We start from the raw sequence: 22,254 nt of genomic DNA, 5'->3' as shown, positions 1-22,254 counted from the left end.
GATCTAGACCAGCTGAGGTGTTTTCCCGCCTTTTATAAAATCTGTTTTAGGTTCAAGCCTGAAAGTGATAAAATGAAAGTATTGTGAGCAAGCTCGGGGCAGCCCGGAACAGGAGGAACATATCGTGGCAAAGGTTCGCACAAAAGACGTAATGGAACAGTTCAATTTGGAATTAATCAGCGGAGAAGAAGGAATTAACCGCCCGATTACAATGAGTGACCTATCAAGACCAGGCATTGAAATTGCCGGATATTTTACATATTACCCGAGAGAGCGCGTGCAGCTTCTCGGAAAAACAGAGCTTTCTTTCTTTGAACAGCTTCCTGAAGAGGAGAAAAAACAGCGAATGGATTCTCTGTGCACTGATGTAACACCAGCTATTATTCTTTCTAGAGATATGCCCATCCCGCAGGAGCTGATTGACGCTTCTGAGAAAAATGGGGTGCCAGTCCTCAGATCGCCGCTGAAAACGACAAGACTGTCAAGCCGTTTAACCAACTTCCTTGAGAGCCGGCTGGCGCCTACCACGGCGATTCATGGCGTTCTTGTCGATATATATGGTGTCGGCGTGCTGATCACAGGAAAAAGCGGCGTCGGGAAAAGTGAAACAGCGCTGGAGCTTGTGAAAAGAGGGCATCGCCTTGTTGCCGATGATTGCGTTGAAATTCGGCAGGAGGATCAGGATACTCTTGTCGGAAACGCTCCGGAATTAATTGAGCATCTCCTTGAAATCAGGGGGCTTGGCATTATCAACGTGATGACGCTGTTTGGCGCCGGCGCGGTCAGAAGCAATAAACGAATCACGATTGTCATGAACCTTGAACTTTGGGAGCAGGGCAAGCAATACGACCGTCTCGGGCTTGAGGAAGAAACCATGAAAATCATTGATACAGAAATCACAAAACTGACGATTCCCGTCCGTCCAGGCCGAAATCTGGCAGTCATCATCGAAGTGGCAGCAATGAACTTCAGATTGAAGCGGATGGGGCTGAATGCCGCTGAACAATTTACCAACAAGCTGGCGGATGTCATTGAAGACGGTGAACAAGGAGAATAGGAGTTGGCGTTAAATGAATGAAGCGATAGAACCACTCAATCCGATAGCTTTTCAGCTGGGGCCGTTAGCCGTCCATTGGTACGGAATCATTATCGGTCTCGGCGCTTTGCTCGGGCTGTGGATTGCGATGAGGGAAAGTGAAAAACGGGGGCTGCAGAAAGATACGTTTATTGATCTTGTCCTGTTTGCCATTCCAATTGCGATTATTTGCGCACGAATTTATTACGTTGCCTTTGAATGGGACTATTATGCGGCACATCCGGGAGAAATCATTAAGATTTGGAAGGGCGGCATTGCCATTCATGGCGGATTAATCGGCGCCATTTTAACGGGTTATGTGTTTTCGAGAGTGAAAAACCTTTCGTTCTGGAAGCTTGCGGATATTGCCGCGCCCAGCATTTTGCTCGGCCAGGCGATCGGGCGCTGGGGGAACTTCATGAATCAGGAAGCGCACGGCGAGGCTGTCAGCAGAGCCTTTTTAGAAAACCTGCACCTGCCTGAATTTATCATCAATCAAATGTACATCAATGGGCAATATTATCATCCTACTTTTTTATATGAATCAATATGGAGCTTTGTCGGCGTCATTGTTTTACTGCTGCTGCGCAGAGCGAACTTGCGTAGAGGCGAGATGTTCTTGATCTATATCATTTGGTATTCAATCGGAAGATACTTTATTGAAGGAATGCGGACTGACAGCTTAATGCTGACTGATTCACTTCGCATCGCTCAGGTGATTTCAATCGTATTGATTGTTTTGGCTGTGGCAGCCATCATCTTCAGACGCGTCAAGGGATATTCGAAGGAGCGGTACGCGGAGTAGACGAGACGTCAACAAAGGGGGATGAGGGATGAAGAAGATCTTTCTGGCCGGTCTTGCAGCAGGTTTTCAAACAACATGGACGCTGGGTAAAGTGATTTTCCCGGTAACGCTATTGGTCACTTTGCTTCAGCATACCCCTGTCATGGATTGGCTTGTACGGCTGATTACACCGGTAATGGGTCTCTTCGGGCTTTCTGGTGAAGCGGCCATTCCGCTTGTACTGGGAAATATGCTGAATCTGTATGCGGGAATTGCCGGGATTTTAACATTGGATTTATCTGTGAAAGAAGTCTTTATTTTAGCTGTTATGCTTTCTTTCTGTCATAACTTGATTATCGAATCGACAGTTGCCGCAAAGGTTGGCATCAGAATTGGCGTCATATTGGCCGTGCGCATCGGTTTGGCCGCTGTGTCAGCCATCGTCATCAACCTCATTTGGCATGGCGGAAAGGAAACGGCGCAGTACGGTTTTATCGCTGCGAAGAGCGCGGCGCCAGACAGCTGGCTAGGAATGTTGGCAGAAGCATTAACGAAAGCCGGACTTGGTGTTTTGCAGCTGGCGGCAATAGTGATCCCGCTGATGATTATCATCCAGTTTTTAAGAGATTTAGGCTGGCTTTATCGGTTTTCCAGGTGGCTGTCGCCGTTTACGCAGCTGCTTGGCATGAATAAAAATACGTCTATGACGATGGTGGCGGGACTGACGATTGGTCTGGCCTACGGAGCGGGTGTCATGATCAAAGCTGTCGAGGATGACGGCGTGAGCAAGCGGGACATGACATTGGCATTTATATTTCTCGTTGCCTGCCACGCGGTCGTGGAAGATACACTTGTCTTTATTCCGCTTGGCATACCGGTCTGGCCGCTTCTTTTGATTCGTGTCACCACAGCAGTTCTGCTGACAATGGCTATTGCGCACACGTGGAAAAAATGGAAACCCTCAGCGGTTGGAAAGGAAGCAATATGAGTGACAAACAAGTAACGACGATTCTGTTTGATTTAGACGGAACGCTTATTAATACGAATGAATTAATTATCGCGTCCTTTTTGCATACACTGGAGCATTATTATCCGAGCAAGTATAAACGAGAAGATGTCCTTGCATTTATCGGGCCGTCTCTTTTTGAAACGTTCTCTTCGATGGACCCTGATAAATGCGAGGATATGATCGCTATGTACAGAGCGTACAATCATGACATGCATGATTCACTCGTGACTGAATATGAAACGGTATATGAGACCCTGGATGCATTAAAAAAAGCCGGCTTTACATTAGGAATTGTGACAACAAAATTAAGAGATACTGTCAATATGGGCCTCAAGCTCACGGGAATCGGCGAATTCTTTGAAACAGTTGTCACCCTTGATGATGTGACGAATGCAAAGCCTGATCCCGAGCCTGTGCTGTTAGCGCTGAAACAGTTAGGAAGCAAGCCCGAGGAAGCCATTATGGTCGGAGATAATTACCACGATGTGCTGGCAGGCAAAAACGCCGGTACAAAAACGGCAGGAGTCGCATGGACGATTAAAGGGCCGGAAATGCTGGCGAAGCATGAGCCGGATTTTATGCTTGAGAAAATGAGTGATCTATTACAAATCGTTGGAGTGAAGTAATCTGTGAGAAAAACAGATCGTCATCCGGTCTCGGGGGCCAACTCACTGTGGCATGTCTATCAAACGGTACCTTTTCTAAAGGTCGTCAAAAATTTCATTGTCATTCAAATTGCGAGATATACGCCGTTTATAGGGATGAAAAACTGGCTGTACCGTACATTTCTGCGGATGAAGGTTGGAAATCAGACATCCTTTGCCCTCATGGTGATGCCAGATATCATGTTTCCGGAAAAGATCTCAGTCGGAACAAATACAATCATCGGGTACAATACGACCATTCTGGCCCATGAGTATTTGATTCACGAATACCGGATCGGCACAGTTCTGATCGGAGACGAAGTGATGATTGGTGCCAACACGACCATTCTGCCCGGGGTGAAAATAGGAGATGGCGCAGTTGTGTCCGCCGGAACGCTTGTCCATAAGGATGTGCCTGACGGGGCATTTGTCGGCGGAAATCCGATGAGGATCATCTATACGAAGGAAGAAATGCAAGAAAGATTGAAAAAGTCCGCTGAATAACATCAGCGGACTTTTTTGGTTAAAATTGAGTGTTGTTGTTTTCGTAAATATGCTGAACACCAATCCATTTTTGACCGACATTAGAGTAGCGTGTATTTGTCATTCTGACCGTGCTTGTTTTGCTGTCCGTCCGGAATATCGCTTCCTTCATGTTTGTGATGGTGCACTTATCGATGATCACATCAACGTGGAAGGTTGAACCGCCAAGCTGTCTTATGAACTTTCCGCCATTGTCTGCCGTGAAGTTTTTCACTGTGAATGTACTGGCTTTATTGATTTGGAATATCTTATCTGACGCTTTTTGAGCAGAACCGCCGTCGATCGTCACTTTTCCTTCCTTCTTCACCGTTAACGCATCCTCACCAACATCTTCCCATTTCACATTCTGAATGTTAACGTTTCCATAAGTGTGCACGCCATCAGCTGCAGGTGCACCAAGCACCACATTTTTCAGGGTTGCTCCATCCTCCACACGAAAAACAGGGTCTTGGTTTTCTGACTGGCTTCCGTCACCTAATTCTTTCCCTGCCACAAACCGCTGTCCTTTCCCGTCATATGTTGTATTTTTTGGTACGATAATTGTTTCGTGAACCACTTTGTCAGCTGCAAAAGCGGTTGATGGCTGAAACTGGCTGAAACCCATAACCAAACCGAACATAAATAGGATAGACACGATTTTTTTCAATGATAAATCCTCCCTGGATATCTTTCATTTTTTGCAAGAGAAGCGTCAGCGACTTGCACCGGCTTCTCTCACATAGATCGGGGCAAGGCTGAATCTGCTTTAATCATAAAAACAGACAGCCTGAAAGTAAAGACAATTTTGGGTGGAAAATGGAAAATGAATCGATCTTACCGATTGAAACAAAAAGCATGAATATTGTCGTATTTGCTCAGGATAGAGCATAGTGAGGCTTCAGGTGTTTACTTTTGAATAACTACGGCCTGGCTGCCCATTTGTTTCCACGCTTTTTCAAAGCTTGTTCTATCGGTTTTTCTGTTTTTATAGCCATACGGATCATTGAGATACACATATTTATCATCATATCCCGTAACGGCGACGCTGTGTTCGCTGTACGTAATCTCTATCGTTCCGTTTGGCGTTTTCCATGTCTGCATGTTGTCAACTGGCGTAAAGTTGGCTGTCGTAATAACCCAAACTGGATTGCCTTTTTCAAGCTGTTCATAAACAGCAGAAATGCTTTTTCCAGTCAGATCAGACACTTTGTCTCCCGCATAGGTTTTCGCCAGCTGATAGATCGGTCGATGGTAGACACCGAGACCAGGGCCATTCGCCATATCCCCGACAAATCCGTCATTCGGATCACCCTTTAATCCGCTGCTGTATGTCAAAGGCACTGTGGCAACCTGATTTGCCAGGGTGTTTTTTGTCACGTCGTATCCCGCGTAATTCAGCACCATTGCAAGGCTTGTTACTTCACAGCCGTTATAGAGCCGGGGTGCGTCCATTTGATTGTAAAGGATGACATCCAGCGGTTTTGCGCTTCCCTTCAGCTCCTTTTTGCTATTCGCACCTGTATCTGTATCGCTATCAGAAACCACTTTTTTAAGGCTGTTCAAAAAAGGAATATCTATATCTTTTGCATCTATTTTAAGTCCGAAAAAAATAACGCCTGAAAGAATCATCAGGACACATAGAGTTCGCAGTGTTTTCATCTTTATCTCCTTGTTCTCTATTTGATTTGTATTATAGCATGCCAAACATAAAGAATTTGAGATATTACGTACCTTTAATACATTATTCATGATTTTTTCATAATGAGGAGAAGGATATTTGAACTAAAAATATCCTTACTGAAGTTAAGCGTTGATTTTCATTCTTTCATCTGCTAACATATTATCATATTAGCGAACTAAAGGATTCGGAATTTTCCTTCATAAGATAACAGCGGAGGTGCTCGGGTTGATGTTTATGTTTGAAAAACCGCACGGCATGAGAGATACACTGCCCGGTTTATACGAAACGAAAAAAAAGGTGAGACGATCGTTAACCGATTTGATTGATAAATGGGGATATCAATTTATGGAAACGCCGACACTGGAGTTTTACGATACGGTTGGCGTCCAGTCAGCAATTGAAGAGCAGCAGCTGTTTAAGCTACTTGATCAGGACGGCAAGACATTGGTGCTTCGCCCGGATATGACGGGGCCGATTGCAAGGGTGGCGGCATCGAAGCTTCTGAAACACGGTCATCCGCTAAGAGTCGGCTATGCGGCAAATGTATTCAGGGCTCAGGAGCGTGAAGGCGGACGTCCGGCTGAGTTTGAGCAGGTCGGAGTGGAGTTAATCGGTGACGGCACGACGAGCGCGGATGCGGAGGTCATTGCTTTAGTCGTCGGGGCATTGAAAAACGCTGGGCTGGCATCCTTTAAAATTGCCATTGGCCATGCCGGCATTGCGGATGCTTTGTTTGTTGAGGTGCTCGGGAACGTTGAACGAGCTGATGTGCTGCGGAGGTTCTTATATGAAAAGAACTACGTCGGCTACAGAGAGCATGTCAAGTCTCTCCCGCTTTCCTCCATTGATAAAAGCAGGCTGCTTGAGCTCCTTGAACTGCGGGGCGGTATAGAAGTATGCGGACGTGCCGAGGAAATCGTCGATTCTGCACAAGGAAAAAGCGTGGTTGATGAGCTGAAGGCGCTGTGGGACATTCTTGAGGATTACGGATGTACGGAAAATGTCCGCCTGGATCTGAATATGGTCAGCCACATGAGCTATTACACAGGGATTTTATTTGAAGTGTACGCCGAGAATGTCGGTTTTGTCATTGGAAGCGGCGGCCGTTACAACAAGCTGCTGGGCCATTTTGATTCACCTGCACCGGCAACAGGCTTCGGGCTTCGGATCGACCGGCTGATTGAAGCCCTTCATATGAAAGAAGAACCTTGTGATATAGACGCTGTTATTTTCAGCAAAGAGCAGCGGGCACAAGCCATCGCTTATGCGAATGAAGAACGCATGAAAGGGAACAAAGTGGTTCTTCAAGATTTATCGGGAATAGAAAATATCGACCAGATGACAAAATCTTTTGCAAACGTCACTTATTTTATCGGTGCCAGAAAGGAAGAGCAAAATGGGTAAGTTACTCACAATGGCGATGCCAAAGGGCCGGATATTTGAAGAAGCGGCAGGGCTGCTGAGGCAGGCAGGCTACAGGCTCCCTGAGGAGTTTGAAGATTCGAGAAAATTGATCATCGATGTGCCGGAGGAAAATCTTCGTTTCATATTAGCGAAGCCGATGGACGTAACTACGTATGTGGAGCATGGCGTGGCAGACGTCGGAATTGCGGGCAAGGATGTCATGCTGGAGGAGGAACGCGACGTGTATGAGGTACTGGATTTAAAAATCAGCAAATGCCACTTAGCTGTCGCCGGACTTCCGAATACAGACTGGAGCGGAGTAGCGCCAAGAATCGCGACAAAGTATCCGAATGTGGCTTCCAGTTATTTCAGAGAGCAGGGAGAACAAGTCGAGATTATTAAGCTCAACGGTTCAATTGAACTGGCTCCGCTCATTGGGCTTGCAGATCGGATAGTGGACATTGTTTCCACAGGACAGACGCTGAAAGAAAATGGGCTTGTTGAAACGGAGCACATTTGTGACATTACCTCTCGCTTTATTGTCAACCCGGTAAGCTATCGCATGAAAGACGATGTGATTGACGAAATGGCATCCCGCCTATCTCTCGTTGTGGAAGGAGAGACGGCAAAATGAAGATCAAAACCATCAGCGGAGCGGAACGGCTTTCTCTCAAGCGTTCCATCGATGCCGGAACGGAAGAGCAAAGAAAGACGGTCCGGTCCATTATAGAAGATGTTAAAGCAAACGGTGATCAGGCGGTTCGCAGCTACACGGCGAAATTTGACGGCATCGAAATAGACAGTCCGCTGGTCACAAAAGAAGAATTTGAGGAGGCATACACCTCACTGGATTCACGTCTTCTTCAGGTGATTAGGCAGGCAATCGAAAATATTAGGGAATATCACGAAAGACAGCTGCAATCCTCCTGGTTTTATCACAGAAAGGACGGCACAATGCTGGGGCAGAAAGTGACGGCGCTGGATTCCGCCGGTGTATATGTGCCGGGGGGAACGGCCGCATACCCTTCATCTGTTTTGATGAATGTGATTCCGGCGCTCGTAGCGGGCGTTGAAAGAATCGTTCTCGTCACGCCTCCGGAAAAAGACGGTCTGCTGTCTCCTGGAGTTTTGGTTGCTGCAGCCGAGCTGGGCATAAAAGATATTTACAAAATGGGCGGCGCTCAGGCGATTGCGGCGTTAGCATACGGAACAGAAACCATTGAACCGGTGGATAAAATCACGGGTCCGGGCAACATTTATGTCGCGCTTGCCAAACGAGAAGTGTTCGGCGATGTCGATATCGATATGATTGCCGGACCTAGTGAAATCGTCGTGCTGGCTGATGAAACAGCGATTCCGAGCGAAATTGCAGCCGATCTGCTGTCACAGGCGGAACACGATAAGCTCAGCTCATGTGTGTTTGTCACAGATTCCATGGCGCTGGCCGAGGCGGTTTCAGCCGAGGTGAGTAAGCAGCTGAAAACCTTGCCGCGAAGAGAAATAGCGGAAGCTTCAGTGAGAGATTACGGTTGTATATATGTGGCGGAAACAATGGTGGAAGCGATTAATACTGTCAATACACTCGCGCCAGAGCATTTAGAAATCATAACACAGTCTCCGGAAGCTTTGCTTGGCAGTATCAAACATGCGGGTGCAATTTTCTTAGGCAGATACAGCCCTGAGCCTGTCGGTGATTATTTTGCCGGACCGAACCATGTGCTTCCGACAAACGGAACAGCCAGATTTTCAAGTCCATTAAACGTAACTGATTTTCAAAAGAAATCGAGCATTATTTCTTACAGTCAATCAGCCTTTGAAGAACATGCCGAAAGCATCGCGGCTTTTGCCAGACTGGAAGGGTTAGAAGCCCATGCCAGATCAATTGAAGCGAGAGAACGGAGGATTTCTAAATGAGAAAAGCGGAACGCGTCAGGAAAACAAACGAAACAGATATTGAACTGGCATTTACAATAGACGGCGGGGGACAAGCGGATATCAAAACAGATGTGCCGTTTATGACACATATGTTGGATTTATTCACGAAACACGGCCAATTCGATCTTTCCATTAACGCAAAAGGCGATGTTGATATAGATGATCACCACACGACTGAAGATATCGGCATCTGCTTAGGGCAGGCGCTGCTCGAAGCGTTAGGCGATAAAAAAGGAATCAAACGCTACGGATCGGCGTTTGTGCCGATGGATGAGGCACTTGCTCAAGTTGTGATTGATTTAAGCAACCGGCCGCACTTAGAAATGCGCGCTGATTTCCCGGCTGCTAAAGTCGGAACTTTCGATACGGAGCTTGTACATGAATTTTTGTGGAAGCTGGCGCTCGAAGCTCGAATGAACCTGCACGTCATCGTTCATTATGGCACAAACACCCACCACATGATTGAAGCCGTTTTTAAAGCACTGGGACGTGCGCTTGATGAAGCGACAACGATCGATCCGCGAGTTAAAGGAATACCGTCAACGAAAGGGATGCTGTAAATGATCGGCGTGATAGATTACGGAATGGGGAATTTATACAGTGTCTCAAAGGCGCTTGAACGTGTCGGCGTGCCGTATTTTGTTTCTGAAAAGCCGGAGGAGCTGAAAGAAGCTGATGCCTTCATTTTGCCGGGAGTCGGTTCATTTGGAGACGCGATGGACAATTTGCGCTACACGAAGCTTGATCAATTGATTCACGATATGGTCTCAGAGGGAAGGCTGCTTCTAGGGATCTGCCTCGGCATGCAGCTTTTATTTGAAGAAAGCGAAGAAAACGGCACCGCTTCAGGACTCGGGCTGTTAAAAGGAAAAGCAGTCAGGCTGAAAGCAGAAGATGAAAAAGGAAACAAGCTGAAGGTTCCGCATATGGGCTGGAATCGTCTTTCCTTTCATAATGAATCTCCGCTGCTGACTAAAACAGAACAGGGCTACGCTTATTTCGTTCATTCCTATTACATTGACGGGATGGAGGAGAACGCGCTTCTGGCAAGCGCCGATTATGGTGTACGAGTGCCTGCTGTAGTCGGAAAAAGAAACGTCTTCGGCGCCCAATTTCATCCGGAAAAAAGCAGCACGGTCGGAATGTCTATTTTAACTCAATTTACGAAAATGGCAGCAGAACAGAAGGTGAAAAAATGAGTGCTTTTACATTATATCCGGCAATTGATATGAGAAACGGCAAATGTGTCCGCCTTGTTCAAGGGGATTACAATAAGGAAACGATATATGGCGATTCACCGTACGACATGGCTGAGTTATTTGCGAAAGAGGGTGCCGAATGGATCCATCTCGTTGATCTCGACGGGGCCAAAGAAGGGAAAAGAGTGAATGACCGCCATGTGATTGAGATTACGCAAAAGCTGAACCTGAAAGTCGAAATCGGTGGCGGGATCCGTTCCGAAAATGACGTCTATGAATATTTATCAGCAGGAGTCGATCGGGTGATCCTGGGAAGCTCAGCAGTTTCTAACCCTCCGTTTGTCAAAAAAATGCTGAAACAATATGGCGAGAAAATTGCAATCGGACTGGATGCGAGAAACGGTTTTGTTTCAACAGAGGGATGGCTGGAAACATCAACCCTTAAGGCAACTGAACTGGGCAAAGAGCTAGCCAATGAAGGTGCGGAAGTCTTTATTTTTACTGACATCGCGACAGACGGAATGCTGTCAGGCCCCAATGTTAAAAGCACAGTCGAGCTTGCTAAGGAAACGGGGAAATCGGTGATCGCGTCCGGAGGAGTCAGCTCTGTCGCGGATCTCGAAGCTCTCGCCCGCTATCAGGAGGATGGCGTCTCTGGAGCGATCATCGGAAAAGCGCTGTATACCAATCAGTTTACGCTGAGTGAGGCGCTTGAAAGGGTGAAGTGCAAATGATCACAAAACGGATTATTCCATGCCTTGATGTCAAAGAAGGACGCGTTGTCAAAGGAATTCAATTTCTCGAATTGAAGGATGCCGGTGACCCAGTTGAACTCGCCGAAGTGTACGACCGGGAAGGTGCGGATGAACTTGTTTTTCTTGATATCTCCGCCTCGCACGAAGGACGAAAGACGATGGTTGACGTTGTGGAACAGGTTGCCGCGAAGCTTGCCATTCCGTTTACAGTCGGCGGCGGCATCAATCAGCTCAGTGATATGAAAACGATACTGCGTGCCGGAGCGGACAAAGTGTCGGTGAACACGGCAGCTGTTCTTCGCCCTGAGCTGATTGCAGAAGGAGCCGAGTTTTTCGGTTCTCAATGCATCGTTCTTGCCATTGATGCCAAGTATGACAAAGAATCTGACACATATAAGGTCTACACGCACGGCGGCAGAAAGAAAACAGATTGGGAGGTCACCGCGTGGGCAAAAGAAGGCGTCAAACGCGGGGCAGGAGAAATATTGCTGACAAGCATGGACTCTGACGGTGAGAAAAAAGGCTTCGACCACAGGCTGACAAAGCTTGTTTCTGAAGCTGTCCCCGTCCCTGTTATCGCTTCGGGAGGCGCGGGAAACGCACAGCATATGCTTGAGGCTTTTACAAAAGGAGAAGCCGACGCCGCGCTGGCCGCCTCAATTTTTCATTATAAAGAAACATCGATTAAAGAAGTGAAATCATACTTGAAAGAGTACGGGGTGAATGTGAGATGAAACAGGCAGATGAACTGCGTTTTAACGAGGACGGATTAATTCCTGCCATCGTGCAGGATGCGGCAAGCAAAGAAGTGCTGACACTTGCGTATATGAACAAGGAATCGTACGAAAAAACGCTGGAAACGAAGGAAACATGGTTTTACAGCCGCTCACGCCAAGCGCTATGGCATAAAGGAGAAACCTCAGGGAACACGCAAGCCGTCAAAGGTATCCGGTATGACTGCGACCAGGACGCGCTGCTCGTACTCGTAGAACCGTCAGGCCCGGCATGCCACACTGGCAGCTACAGCTGTTTTACAAAGGAACAAACAGAAGAACAGGCCGCGGACCGATTCGGCATCATGAACGAACTGGAGCGGGTAATCGCGGAACGCCAAGCGGAAATGCCTGAAGGAGCTTACACCACGTACCTCTTCCGTGAAGGCGTCGATAAGATTTTGAAAAAAGTCGGAGAAGAAGCATCCGAAGTCATCATCGCCGCGAAAAACCGGGATCATGAGGAACTCAAATGGGAAGCGGCAGACCTGCTGTATCACCTGCTTGTCCTGCTCAGAGAACAAGCCTTGCCGCTGGATGATGTGCTTGACGTATTGAAAAAACGCCATTCTGAGAAATAAAAGGATTGGAGCTGCTCATATGTCAGCTCCTTTTTTATGTATTTGTTTCAGCTGAACCATTTGTCTTGTCCTAATAGAAGAAATAAAAAAACCAATCGAATTTCCTATTTAACAAAAATTTCCCGTGATGTAACATGACTTAGAATGAAAATCTCAAATGGATATCAGGTCTTTAGGATTATTTTATACAAACCGGTCAGGATAGTGAGGAAAAGACATAGTATGAAAAAGCGGCTGCTAATTATTCGAAAAATGAGGAGAGAATGGTGAACGAAAAAATTGATGAACTGAACAAAAGAGTTGGACGTTTAGAACAAGAACTGGAAAGTGTCAAAAGGGAGATCGCAAATCTCGCTGCTGGCAAGAAAGAACAAACAGTAGTCAAAACGGATGAGCACCCAAAAATCAACAAGGAAACCGAAGTTCCACAAAAGACGCCGGCTCCGCGAAAAGAGAACCGTACTTTAGAAAACATGGCGGGAAATTGGCTTCCGAAGATCTTTATTTTTGTTTTTCTTCTTGGTATGATTTGGGCATTTGTGGCAGCTGCAGAAAAAGGCTGGATCAACGCATATATGAGGGTAGGGGCAGGACTTATTGTCTCTATTGTGCTATATGTTCTCGGTAGCAGGTCACATAAGAAAAATGCCAGTGTATTGGGCAGTTCATTATTGGCGGGCAGTAATATTGTCTATATTGTTTCTTTGTTTGCGGGTAACATGCTGTACCAGATTATACCAACGCCGCTTACAATGATCCTTCTTGCTGCAGGCGTTGCGGGCGGTGTGTACATATCAAGGAAATACCGATCACAAACACTGATTGCGATTATCGTCGCAGGTGTTTACTTGTATCCTTTTTTATTTGGCGGGAAACAAGGAAATGAATACATCTTTTATGTATATGAGTCATTGGTTTTCGCAGGCTTAATATATGAGACAGTTAAACAAAAGTACAGCGTAGCATGGAATATAGCTAACTATGCTTTCATATTAGCGATTTTTGCTTTCTTATCATTTACAGATGCGCAGGTGACGGGTTGGACACTTGCTGTATTTATCCTACAGCAGGCGATTACGATTCTATCAGCCTTACGATCGAACAGCCAATTTAAAAAAGCTGTCTATCTTACAGCTGTTACAATCGGAGCTCTTGTCGTTTTCATCACAGGGGTTGTCCTGTACATGAAAAACGATACAGTCTTATACGTCTTTTATACTGCTGCATTTGTGTTTTACCTGTTGTTAAGCTTATGGAAAAGTAAAGAATTTGCCGAAATCAAACATACGTTTTTTCTCATTTCTATGATTTATTTTAATGTATTGGCAGCGGATGCATTATCTGAAAATGTGATCTTGCTGTACATCATATTCACCTTACAAGGAATCATGATGTGTTACGTGTCATACCGCAAAAAAAGCTGGTTGATCGGCATTGCCGGAGTGATTGTATTATTACAGGCAGCCTGCGGCCTCATACAATACCCGGCACGTTCATTACACGTTCTCAGCATTGTCTCTTGGCTGCTGCTGATCAGCTCACTTTTTGGCGGCTATCTGTATTCGAAGAAAATACATTATAAACAAGTCACAACTGTTGTTTCGTCCGCTGTTTCATTACTGCTGCTTGTATTCTTCAGCAAATTATCCATATGGATGTCGGATAGGATTGACGGCGTATCAGTAAACGTAGGAGTATCCCTGTCATGGTTTATATTTGTCATTGTGATGTATGCTGTTTATTACGCAACCAAAGACAAGACATGGAACCGAATTGGGCTGATCTTTTTATTCATTACACTTGCCAAAATAATTTTAATAGATTCTGCTTCGATTGACATTGTTTGGAGAGCGGTCTTATTCATCTTGTTAGGAGTCATTGGCCTGTTTATATCCAGAGTATTTTATTCGAAAAGAGAGTAACAATCATGTCTGGTCAAGACTGCCGATAGAACGCGGCGGTCTTTTTTCAGTATGATTCTATATTGTAATACGGATAGAACTAAATAATCATGTTGTAACAATCTATCAGTTAAACGCGTGGAGGTTTGTCATGAAAAAAATCATCTTGCTTTGCTTCTGCTTATTACTTACTCTGACAGGCGGATGCAGTATGAACACCAATGAAAAAAACAACACAAAAGACAATAACACAGAAGCCTTAAAACCAAAAGATATGGATCCAAAAGACCTGCCGCAAGTTCTGGCATTTCAAGATGAGAAGACGAGAGAGTACATGGTGTCAACGAAGGAAGAGGAGCCGGGGTATTATTTGCTAGAGTCTAGGCTGAAAGGGTTTAGGATGTTGTTTCCGGAGGATGCGGAGTATTCCGACTCAGAAACTTCAAAGACAAACGAGTCACTATTTTTTGATAGTTTTAATAAAAAAACGAATATAGTAATGAATGCTTCAGTTAAGTTTTATCAAAATGAATCGTTTATAAACGAACCGGAGAATATGTTGGATATTATTAGCGGTAAAAATGAATACAAAGGTGATTTTGAGAAATTAGAAACGAAGGATAAAGATATTTACTTTGCCTCAAGACAAGAAAACTTTGACAAAGAAGAGACACCATCTTATATCTTCCTTGGTTATATAAAATCGAAAAAACAAGATTATTTAGGGATGGAATATTCTTTTATGTTTAGCTGCTCCGCCAATGCAAATACATGTGAACAAAACCCGAAAGACAATGAAGAAAAAGTTAAAAAAATAATAAACTCTACTACCTTTGGCGATATGTAAAGGAAAATACGAAGAAAGAGAGATATCTGCTCAAAGAAAAAGGCTTTTGATGATATAGAGGGAAAGAATAGTTTTTCTTATAGAGAATTAAGGGAAATAGAGTATTCGTTTCGATTCACCTACTATAAAGATGAAGAGGTTAAGTAAGAGCCGTATGATAAACGATTTTATGAAAAAAGAAATAGGTATTTTGATGTGTTTGTGGTGTTTTGCTTGATTTGTTAGTGAAAGGAGATCAAAACCAAGTCGGATTTCCTATTTATCCAAATTCCACCATGATGTAACATAGAAAAGGATAAAATAATCACGTATTAACCAGGTCAATAGGATTATTTTCGGTATGAAAATAGAATTCTATTCTCACAAAACCCGTGGAGGTTCGTAATGAAAAAGATCATATGTATTTGCTTTAGCTTATTACTTGCCCTGACAGGAGGATGCAGTATGCAAGACAATGATAAAAACACCACAAATGACAATAAAACAGAAGCCGTAAAACCAAAAGAAATGGATCCAAAAGACCTGCCGCAAGTTCCGGCGTTTCAAGATGAAAAAACGAGAGAGTACATGGTGTCAACGAAAGAAGAGGAGCCAGGGTATTATTTGCTTGAATCTAAGCTGAAAGGGTTTAGGATGTTGTTTCCGGAGGATGGGGAGTATGTACCTGATCTTTCAAGTAAAGGTGAAAATGAGGAAACAATAGTATTTGATAGTTTCAATAAAAAAACTAACATTCAATATGACGGGCAATTAGATTATCATCAAGAAAAAAGTTTTGCGAATGACAAGGATACAATGCTTGACATTGTAAGCGGCAGAAATAGCTATAAAGGAAAATACGAAGAAAGAGAGCTATCTGATAAAATTGTATATTCTGCTCAAAAGAAAAGCAGTTTTGATGATGTGGATGAAAAGAATAATTTTTCTTATAGATTTTTTGGTTATGTTAAATCTAAAAAAGAGGAATATTTAGGAATAGAGTATTCTTTTCGTTTTTCTTGCTATAAGGGTAAAGAGGTTTGTTCATTAAAGAAAGAAGAAGCAGAAAAAAAAGTTCGAAAAATAATTGATTCTATTACCTTTTTAAAAGTTAAAAAGGAGAAATAGAGAAAATGGAAAATAAGAATATATTTGAAAATGAAAATGTAAAGCTGCGTTTAATTGACTTGGAGTACGATTATAAAGAAAAATTTGCTTCTAATATTGAAAGTGAAATAAAGAGAGCTAAAACAGATTTTGAAGTCGAGGTGCGTCGAATATACAAAGAAGAAACACATCGAGATCTTCCAAAAAATCTGGAAATATACACATCTAATGAACTTATTAAAAAAAATTCGAAAATAGATACATCAATAAGAGAGTCCGGATATGATGGTACAGCTATTTATATTAAGGATGATAAACAACACGTTAATCAACTTCATATTATTTCAGAGGGGAGTGCTGATAACGAAGACTGGTCATACAATTTCTTTGGTCTCTTTTTAGGGATAGATGACAGCCAGTACCAAGCGACAAAAGAGTTTGTAAGAAATGCCAAAAGAGAAACAGAGAATTCTCATGATTTAAAGACCTTTGCTATGGGCCACTCACTGGCAAATAATAATCAGGTGATGGTTCAATTAATTGACGGAGAATTTGATGAGGTTTATGGGGTTAACGGAGCTCAAATAAGCGTTGACCACCTGCTAGCAACTGATTTGAATTTGAGAGATAGGCTAATGCATAAATTTCATATTAGACGCTTAAAAGATATAAATGATATCCCACCAGATAAGCTAAAAAAAGAAATCCAAAAATATTATGAAGACAAAGGCGTAACAGCAAACATCACCCAACGCATCTCAAAAGATGACCCGCTGTATGGAGTCAGCGGCAAGGCCGATTTCATTACATTCGGTGATGTGAAGATGGCAGATACAAATACAAGTGTAAAAGGCATCCGAAATATTATGGATGGGGTTCCTGACGAAGATGTGAGGTCAATTCAAAAATTCCTTCAAAAATATAAGGATGACTATGAAAAAGACGGCTTGAACGGTTTTATAAAGGCAGCCAGCGGGATAGACATAGACCTGATTGAAAAAGTGAAAAACACAGACGGCGCTTTAAAGAAAGTAAGTGTCCTATATGAGCATTTTGATGATGTTAAGCAAATGTATGGCCGAATAAAAGAGGAACTGCCGTCGTTTTTAGGTTTTCTTCATACCTTGTTGAGAAACAGCGGACCGGTCGTAGATCAGTTAGCTGAAAACGGTTATATTGATGAAACGCAAAAGAAAGTCATCAAAAAAGAATTAACGAATATTAATGCGAGTATGCGAGGCATAGAATTACGGTACGAACAATTCATTGACCATTTAAAGCATGGCCAATTTATGCAAGCTTTAAAAGACGTTGGTGAAATAGTGGACTATGTAAAATCAATTCTATCCTCATTGAAAACACTCGACACAGAAACAAAAGACGCACTAAAACTTATCGTCGACGGCCACAGTATCGTTCAAATGCTCAACGCCTTGTCAAAGGAAAAAGGCTTCAGCTATAAAGGCTCCGATATTTATTTTACAGGGAAGAGCGGCTCGGGAGAAACGATTCAAGTCAATCTCTCATCCGCTGTTAGAATCTATCAAAACGGTATGAAAATCGTTGAAGATATGGAAGATGCGATTTCTAAGTACCAGAAGGTTTACAGTCAGGAAATCGATGAAGATTTCATAGACAAAAAGCAGGCGATCATCACGGCTATTCATCATATGGAAGAAAACCCTTCGCATTATGCCTTCGATCTTCAATTCCGGCTTGCAGCTGGTTTCAGCCACACATTCGATAAATTGGAGAAAATCTCTGTTCATGAATCATTCCACACAGGTGCGCTTCCTGCAAATGATGGAATTGTTGCTGAATTAAAAAAACAGACAACAGAAAAAAGAGATTTTATCAAAAATATCCGCGAGAGTATTGAAAAGCTGTTTGAAAAAGAAGAAATGATTTCTCAGTTATTTGATTTTCAGCCTTAGGAGGAATATGAAGAGTGACTTCCTTATTTTCAGAAAGTGAAACAGAAATTGTATCAACGACCTATATGTTTCTTACCCAAGATGAAATGAAGGGGAAAGCGGGCACCCTCAATCAACCGATCAACGACTTTCTCAGCCTGACAAAGAAATTTGAGTCTTCATTAAAAGAGGAAATCAAAGGGCAAAAAGGGTTGATTGTAAAAAAAATAAAAGAAGAACTTGAGTCGAAAAGCGAAAAACGAAAAGCTGCCCTTCAGATGATAAAAGAAGAACATACCGCAAAAGTTGATCGGTACAAAATGATAATAGAAGACCTGCGACAGCAGGATGTAACATTGACTTACAGAAAAAAGAAGCCTGTGAAAGATGTCTAACATAAAAATCTCCTATTCAAACAATGAGTGGGAGATTTTTATTTTGATCACGGCAAAAATATACTGAAAAAGTCTTTCTCCATTGATATGATTGAGAAAGAGTAAAAATCATCCTTTTGCTATGACTTTTCACCTTTCTGAACGCTGAAACAGGAGGAAAATATATGCCAACCAAGAAACAAAAATCTAAAAGTAAATTGAAACCCTTTTTTGCCTTAGTAAGACGGACCAATCCTTCTTATGGAAAGCTCGCCTTTGCGCTTGCCCTCAGTGTAGTAACCACGCTGGTCAGCCTGCTCATTCCATTATTAACGAAGCAGCTTGTCGATGGTTTTTCTATGTCAAATCTGTCAGGCACGCAAATCGGTTTGATCGCGCTGGTGTTTTTCGTTCAGGCGGGTTTAAGCGCTTATGCCACCTATGCGCTTAACTATAATGGACAAAAAATCATTTCCGGGCTGCGGGATTTATTATGGAAGAAATTAATTAAGCTGCCTGTCTCTTATTTCGATACAAATGCTTCCGGAGAAACAGTCAGCCGTGTAACGAACGATACGATGGTTGTCAAAGAATTGATTACAACCCATATCAGCGGATTTATTACAGGCATCATTTCTGTCATTGGATCATTGACAATCTTGTTTATTATGAACTGGAAGCTGACACTGCTTGTGTTAGTGGTCGTTCCGCTGGCCGCTCTTATTTTGGTGCCGATTGGACGGAAAATGTTCTCCATTTCACGGGAAACACAAGATGAAACAGCCCGTTTTACAGGCCTGCTGAATCAAATTCTCCCGGAAATCAGACTTGTCAAAGCTTCAAATGCGGAGGATGTCGAATACGGCCGCGGGAAAACAGGGATTTCCTCATTATTTAAGCTTGGCGTTCGTGAAGCTAAGGTTCAATCACTTGTCGGCCCGCTTATCTCACTCGTGTTAATGGCAGCCCTTGTCGCAGTCATCGGATATGGCGGCATGCAGGTATCTTCAGGCGAGCTCACGGCCGGAGCGCTCGTGGCTTTTATTTTATATTTGTTCCAAATTATTATGCCGATGGGCCAAATTACAACATTCTTTACACAGCTGCAAAAATCAATCGGTGCAACAGAACGAATGATTGAGATCTTGGCAGAGGAAGAGGAAGATACAGTGACGGGAAAACAAATTGAAAATGCGCATCTGCCTATCCAGCTTGATCGCGTGTCTTTTGGATATAAGCCCGATCAGCTGATCTTAAAAGAGATCAGCGCCGTCATTGAAGCAGGGAAAGTGACAGCGATCGTCGGTCCGAGCGGCGGGGGAAAAACGACGCTGTTTAAGCTGCTTGAACGCTTTTATTCTCCGACTGCAGGGACCATTCGGCTGGGGGACGAGCCGGTCGATACTTACTCGCTTGAATCGTGGAGGGAGCATATCGGGTATGTATCACAGGAAAGCCCGTTAATGTCCGGGACAATCAGAGAAAATATTTGCTACGGGTTAGAACGAGATGTGACGGATGCTGAGATCGAAAAAGCCGCGGAGATGGCATATGCGCTCAATTTTATAAAGGAGCTGCCGAATCAGTTTGATACAGAAGTGGGCGAACGCGGCATTATGCTGTCAGGCGGACAAAGGCAAAGAATCGCGATTGCGAGAGCGCTTCTCCGTAACCCAAGCATTCTTATGCTCGATGAAGCTACCTCAAGTCTCGACAGCCAATCTGAAAAATCAGTTCAGCAGGCGCTGGAGGTGCTGATGGAGGGCCGCACAACGATTGTTATCGCTCACCGCCTATCTACCGTTGTAGATGCGGACCAGCTTTTGTTTGTTGAAAAAGGAGAAATTACCGGTCGTGGAACACACCATGAGTTAATGGCTTCCCATGGCCTTTACCGGGATTTTGCTGAACAGCAGCTGAAAATGAATGCGGACTTAGAAAACAAAGCCGGGTAAATTTTGGTCGAATCAGCCAATAAAAAAGAGGAGGGATTTTCCCAATCCTTCCTTTTGAACTATTGAGGGGCTTACGATTTATGGTATACTACTGACGGTAATATTGTATAAAACGGAGGGTAGTTGTGGGAAAACACACTTCTGAACATAAAAATCACGCACAAATTGTCCAGCTGCTTCAAGATGGACAATATTTTTTTCATAAAGGCTTGAAAGCGTATAAAGAGCGCAATCTAAAACGGGCAAGCAAACTGATTCAGCGCGCGGTTCATTTGGAGCCGGAGGATTCAGAGATGCTTTCACAGCTTGCGGTCATTTATTCGGAAATGGGCCAGTATCAAGAGTCGAACGATCTTCTTGACTATATCATGGCAAATCTGGAGGCCGAAATGCCGGAGTGCCATTACTTTAAAGCGAATAACTTTGCCCATCTGGGGCTCTTCCAGGAAGCTTATAAAGAAGCGGCCGCTTATTCTGATGCGGACCCGGATGGTGAATTCGCCGAAGAAAACGATAGTCTGCTTGATTTGCTCGATTTAGGAGACGACGGCATTGAGGATTCGTTGTATGACCAGGATGAACTGCTGGTGAAACAGGATCGGGCAAAGTCATTGCTGGAAAGCGGCCAGCTTGCTGAAGCGGTTGCGGCGCTTGAGGAAATCACAGCTGAATATCCGGAGCTTTGGTCAGCATACAACAATCTCGCGCTTGCCTATTTCTATTCAGGAAACGTTGTAAAAGCGAAGCAAACCGCTTATGAAGTGCTTTCTCATAATGAAGGAAATCTTCACGCCTTATGCAATCTTCTCGTTTTCTACTATTATGAAAGAGAAGACGAAAAAGTGGCGGAATTGAGTGATCAGCTCTCCAATGTCTATCCGATGCTATTGGAGCAGCGTTATAAATTGGGTGCTACATTGGCACTTGTCGGCCGCTACGAGATCGGATATAAATGGCTCAAATCATTATATAAAACCGGCTTTGAAGGTGACGACACCTTCTTTTACTGGCTTTCCTGCTCTGCTTATTTTACGGGACATACCGACTTTGCCGAGACGATCTGGAGAAAAGTCGAGTCGCAATATCCCGGCGAAGACCGCCCGGCGCCTTGGATTGAGCGGAGGGAAGCTCTTCCTTCATCTGTGGAACAGCGTCTCGCAGCCTATTATATCAGCAGCACAAAGGGAGAAACGGAGCATCTTGAAGCGGTGATACGCTCAAAGAGAATTACCGCTCCTTTTGAAAATCATTTTGTAAAGCTGCTTCTGAATGGAGATTCTGCTGCTGCTGACGTTTCAGAGGATGCACTTTTCGCTTATCAAACGGTCAAATTATTAGAGCAAGCTGAAAAAGAAGAGATGAAAACAGAAGTCATGAGCTGCTGGGTTTTCCATGTCATCCAGCAAATTCGTGCAGCCGCTCCGTTGAAGAATGAGAAAGGCTGGGCAGCAGCCATCTGTTATATTTGGAAGGAAGCCCATGGCAAGCAAGACACGAAAAAAGACACAGCGACCCGATTCGGCATCTCTCCGGCAACTTTGACGAAATATATGAAATATATTGATGATATTCTAGAATAGTAAATTTTAAAGAGTCGATTTATTTAATCGACTCTTTTTTTGTTGGATAGATTATATTGAGAAAATAATATCGACAGTTTTTTTGCACGCTTAAGAAAAATGACAAATGATGTGTGACTTGACATCTGTTTGAAACATAAATGTAATAAAATTTATCGCTAATTTGTCGAAACTTGATGGTATAATGATTCTCGTACATAAGGAATTAGTGTTTTTTACATATGATGTGAAATAAA

General features: G+C 43.7%; 22 protein-coding genes. 20 read left to right on the top strand and 2 right to left on the bottom strand.

Annotated features, from left to right (window positions below; translation table 11 throughout):
- The first annotated feature begins 124 nt into the window (after nt 1–124).
- Genes hprK through hprF form a run of 5 tightly spaced genes read left to right on the top strand, consistent with a single transcriptional unit; the run spans nt 125 to nt 4,016 of the window.
- Nucleotides 125–1,057 (top strand): HPr(Ser) kinase/phosphatase, encoded by a 933-nt coding sequence (hprK, locus tag MKY50_RS17995; protein ID WP_122894771.1) that lies wholly within the window; start codon nt 125–127, stop codon nt 1,055–1,057.
- Between the two features lie 13 nt (nt 1,058–1,070).
- On the top strand, nt 1,071–1,880 hold the full coding sequence (lgt, locus tag MKY50_RS17990; protein WP_213385595.1) for a prolipoprotein diacylglyceryl transferase: 810 nt from the start codon (nt 1,071–1,073) through the stop codon (nt 1,878–1,880).
- 28 nt (nt 1,881–1,908) lie between these two features.
- Entirely contained in the window at nt 1,909–2,847 is a 939-nt protein-coding gene (locus tag MKY50_RS17985) for a nucleoside recognition domain-containing protein (protein ID WP_213385596.1), read from the top strand.
- The gene (ppaX, locus tag MKY50_RS17980) at nt 2,844–3,494 is read left to right on the top strand and encodes a pyrophosphatase PpaX (protein WP_014481021.1); all 651 of its coding nucleotides are present in this window, start codon (nt 2,844–2,846) and stop codon (nt 3,492–3,494) included. Before MKY50_RS17985 ends, ppaX begins: the two co-directional genes overlap by 4 nt.
- Nucleotides 3,495–3,497: 3 nt before the next feature.
- Complete coding sequence (gene hprF, locus MKY50_RS17975; RefSeq protein WP_087960989.1) at nt 3,498–4,016, top strand: heptaprenylglyceryl phosphate O-acetyltransferase; 519 nt, start codon at nt 3,498–3,500, stop codon at nt 4,014–4,016.
- Nucleotides 4,017–4,035: 19 nt separating this feature from the next.
- Here the strand turns inward: hprF and pelC are convergent, their stop codons facing one another.
- On the bottom strand, nt 4,036–4,701 hold the full coding sequence (pelC, locus tag MKY50_RS17970) for a pectate/pectin lyase PelC (protein WP_144482860.1): 666 nt from the start codon (nt 4,699–4,701) through the stop codon (nt 4,036–4,038).
- A gap of 239 nt (nt 4,702–4,940) precedes the next feature.
- Nucleotides 4,941–5,693, bottom strand: a complete 753-nt coding sequence (locus MKY50_RS17965) for a C39 family peptidase (RefSeq protein ID WP_144482859.1) — start codon at nt 5,691–5,693, stop codon at nt 4,941–4,943.
- Between the two features lie 250 nt (nt 5,694–5,943).
- Between MKY50_RS17965 and MKY50_RS17960 the strand changes: the two genes are divergently transcribed.
- The 15 genes from MKY50_RS17960 (at nt 5,944) to MKY50_RS17890 (ending at nt 22,018) form a co-directional block, all read left to right on the top strand.
- Complete coding sequence (locus tag MKY50_RS17960; RefSeq protein ID WP_014481016.1) at nt 5,944–7,119, top strand: ATP phosphoribosyltransferase regulatory subunit; 1,176 nt, start codon at nt 5,944–5,946, stop codon at nt 7,117–7,119.
- Nucleotides 7,112–7,753 carry an ATP phosphoribosyltransferase gene (gene hisG, locus MKY50_RS17955; RefSeq protein WP_015251138.1) on the top strand — a complete coding sequence of 214 codons (642 nt, stop codon included), beginning with the start codon at nt 7,112–7,114 and terminating at the stop codon, nt 7,751–7,753. The genes MKY50_RS17960 and hisG overlap by 8 nt, the downstream gene beginning before the upstream one ends.
- Complete coding sequence (gene hisD, locus MKY50_RS17950; RefSeq protein ID WP_003228115.1) at nt 7,750–9,033, top strand: histidinol dehydrogenase; 1,284 nt, start codon at nt 7,750–7,752, stop codon at nt 9,031–9,033. Before hisG ends, hisD begins: the two co-directional genes overlap by 4 nt.
- On the top strand, nt 9,030–9,614 hold the full coding sequence (gene hisB, locus MKY50_RS17945; RefSeq protein WP_003243389.1) for an imidazoleglycerol-phosphate dehydratase HisB: 585 nt from the start codon (nt 9,030–9,032) through the stop codon (nt 9,612–9,614). The genes hisD and hisB overlap by 4 nt, the downstream gene beginning before the upstream one ends.
- Nucleotides 9,615–10,253 (top strand): imidazole glycerol phosphate synthase subunit HisH, encoded by a 639-nt coding sequence (gene hisH, locus MKY50_RS17940; RefSeq protein ID WP_015251140.1) that lies wholly within the window; start codon nt 9,615–9,617, stop codon nt 10,251–10,253. It abuts the gene before it with no gap.
- Nucleotides 10,250–10,987, top strand: coding sequence for a 1-(5-phosphoribosyl)-5-[(5-phosphoribosylamino)methylideneamino]imidazole-4-carboxamide isomerase (gene hisA / locus MKY50_RS17935; protein ID WP_341117048.1), 738 nt, complete (start codon nt 10,250–10,252; stop codon nt 10,985–10,987). Before hisH ends, hisA begins: the two co-directional genes overlap by 4 nt.
- Nucleotides 10,984–11,742, top strand: a complete 759-nt coding sequence (hisF, locus tag MKY50_RS17930; protein WP_047183257.1) for an imidazole glycerol phosphate synthase subunit HisF — start codon at nt 10,984–10,986, stop codon at nt 11,740–11,742. The genes hisA and hisF overlap by 4 nt, the downstream gene beginning before the upstream one ends.
- Nucleotides 11,739–12,362 (top strand): bifunctional phosphoribosyl-AMP cyclohydrolase/phosphoribosyl-ATP diphosphatase HisIE, encoded by a 624-nt coding sequence (gene hisIE / locus MKY50_RS17925; protein ID WP_116315809.1) that lies wholly within the window; start codon nt 11,739–11,741, stop codon nt 12,360–12,362. The genes hisF and hisIE overlap by 4 nt, the downstream gene beginning before the upstream one ends.
- 263 nt (nt 12,363–12,625) lie before the next feature.
- Nucleotides 12,626–14,284, top strand: coding sequence for a DUF2339 domain-containing protein (locus tag MKY50_RS17920; RefSeq protein ID WP_116315810.1), 1,659 nt, complete (start codon nt 12,626–12,628; stop codon nt 14,282–14,284).
- Nucleotides 14,285–14,414: 130 nt separating this feature from the next.
- On the top strand, nt 14,415–15,110 hold the full coding sequence (locus MKY50_RS17915) for a lipoprotein YvcA (protein WP_341117047.1): 696 nt from the start codon (nt 14,415–14,417) through the stop codon (nt 15,108–15,110).
- Nucleotides 15,111–15,494: 384 nt separating this feature from the next.
- Nucleotides 15,495–16,217 carry a hypothetical protein gene (locus MKY50_RS17910; protein ID WP_015251145.1) on the top strand — a complete coding sequence of 241 codons (723 nt, stop codon included), beginning with the start codon at nt 15,495–15,497 and terminating at the stop codon, nt 16,215–16,217.
- Nucleotides 16,218–16,222: 5 nt separating this feature from the next.
- Nucleotides 16,223–18,130, top strand: coding sequence for a DUF6792 domain-containing protein (locus MKY50_RS17905; RefSeq protein WP_273796509.1), 1,908 nt, complete (start codon nt 16,223–16,225; stop codon nt 18,128–18,130).
- Between the two features lie 14 nt (nt 18,131–18,144).
- A complete protein-coding gene (locus tag MKY50_RS17900; protein WP_085185647.1) occupies nt 18,145–18,504 on the top strand; it encodes a hypothetical protein in 360 nt (119 codons plus the stop codon).
- 164 nt (nt 18,505–18,668) lie between these two features.
- Complete coding sequence (bmrA, locus tag MKY50_RS17895) at nt 18,669–20,438, top strand: multidrug resistance ABC transporter ATP-binding protein/permease BmrA (RefSeq protein ID WP_032726926.1); 1,770 nt, start codon at nt 18,669–18,671, stop codon at nt 20,436–20,438.
- A gap of 125 nt (nt 20,439–20,563) precedes the next feature.
- Nucleotides 20,564–22,018: a tetratricopeptide repeat protein gene (locus MKY50_RS17890; protein WP_212060921.1), complete on the top strand. Its 1,455-nt coding sequence runs from the start codon at nt 20,564–20,566 to the stop codon at nt 22,016–22,018.
- Nucleotides 22,019–22,254: the final 236 nt, after the last annotated feature.

It is taken from the genome of Bacillus sp. FSL R7-0685, assembly GCF_038002425.1.
Classification (GTDB): domain Bacteria; phylum Bacillota; class Bacilli; order Bacillales; family Bacillaceae; genus Bacillus; species Bacillus subtilis.
This window is presented reverse-complemented; position numbering and strand designations above follow the sequence as displayed.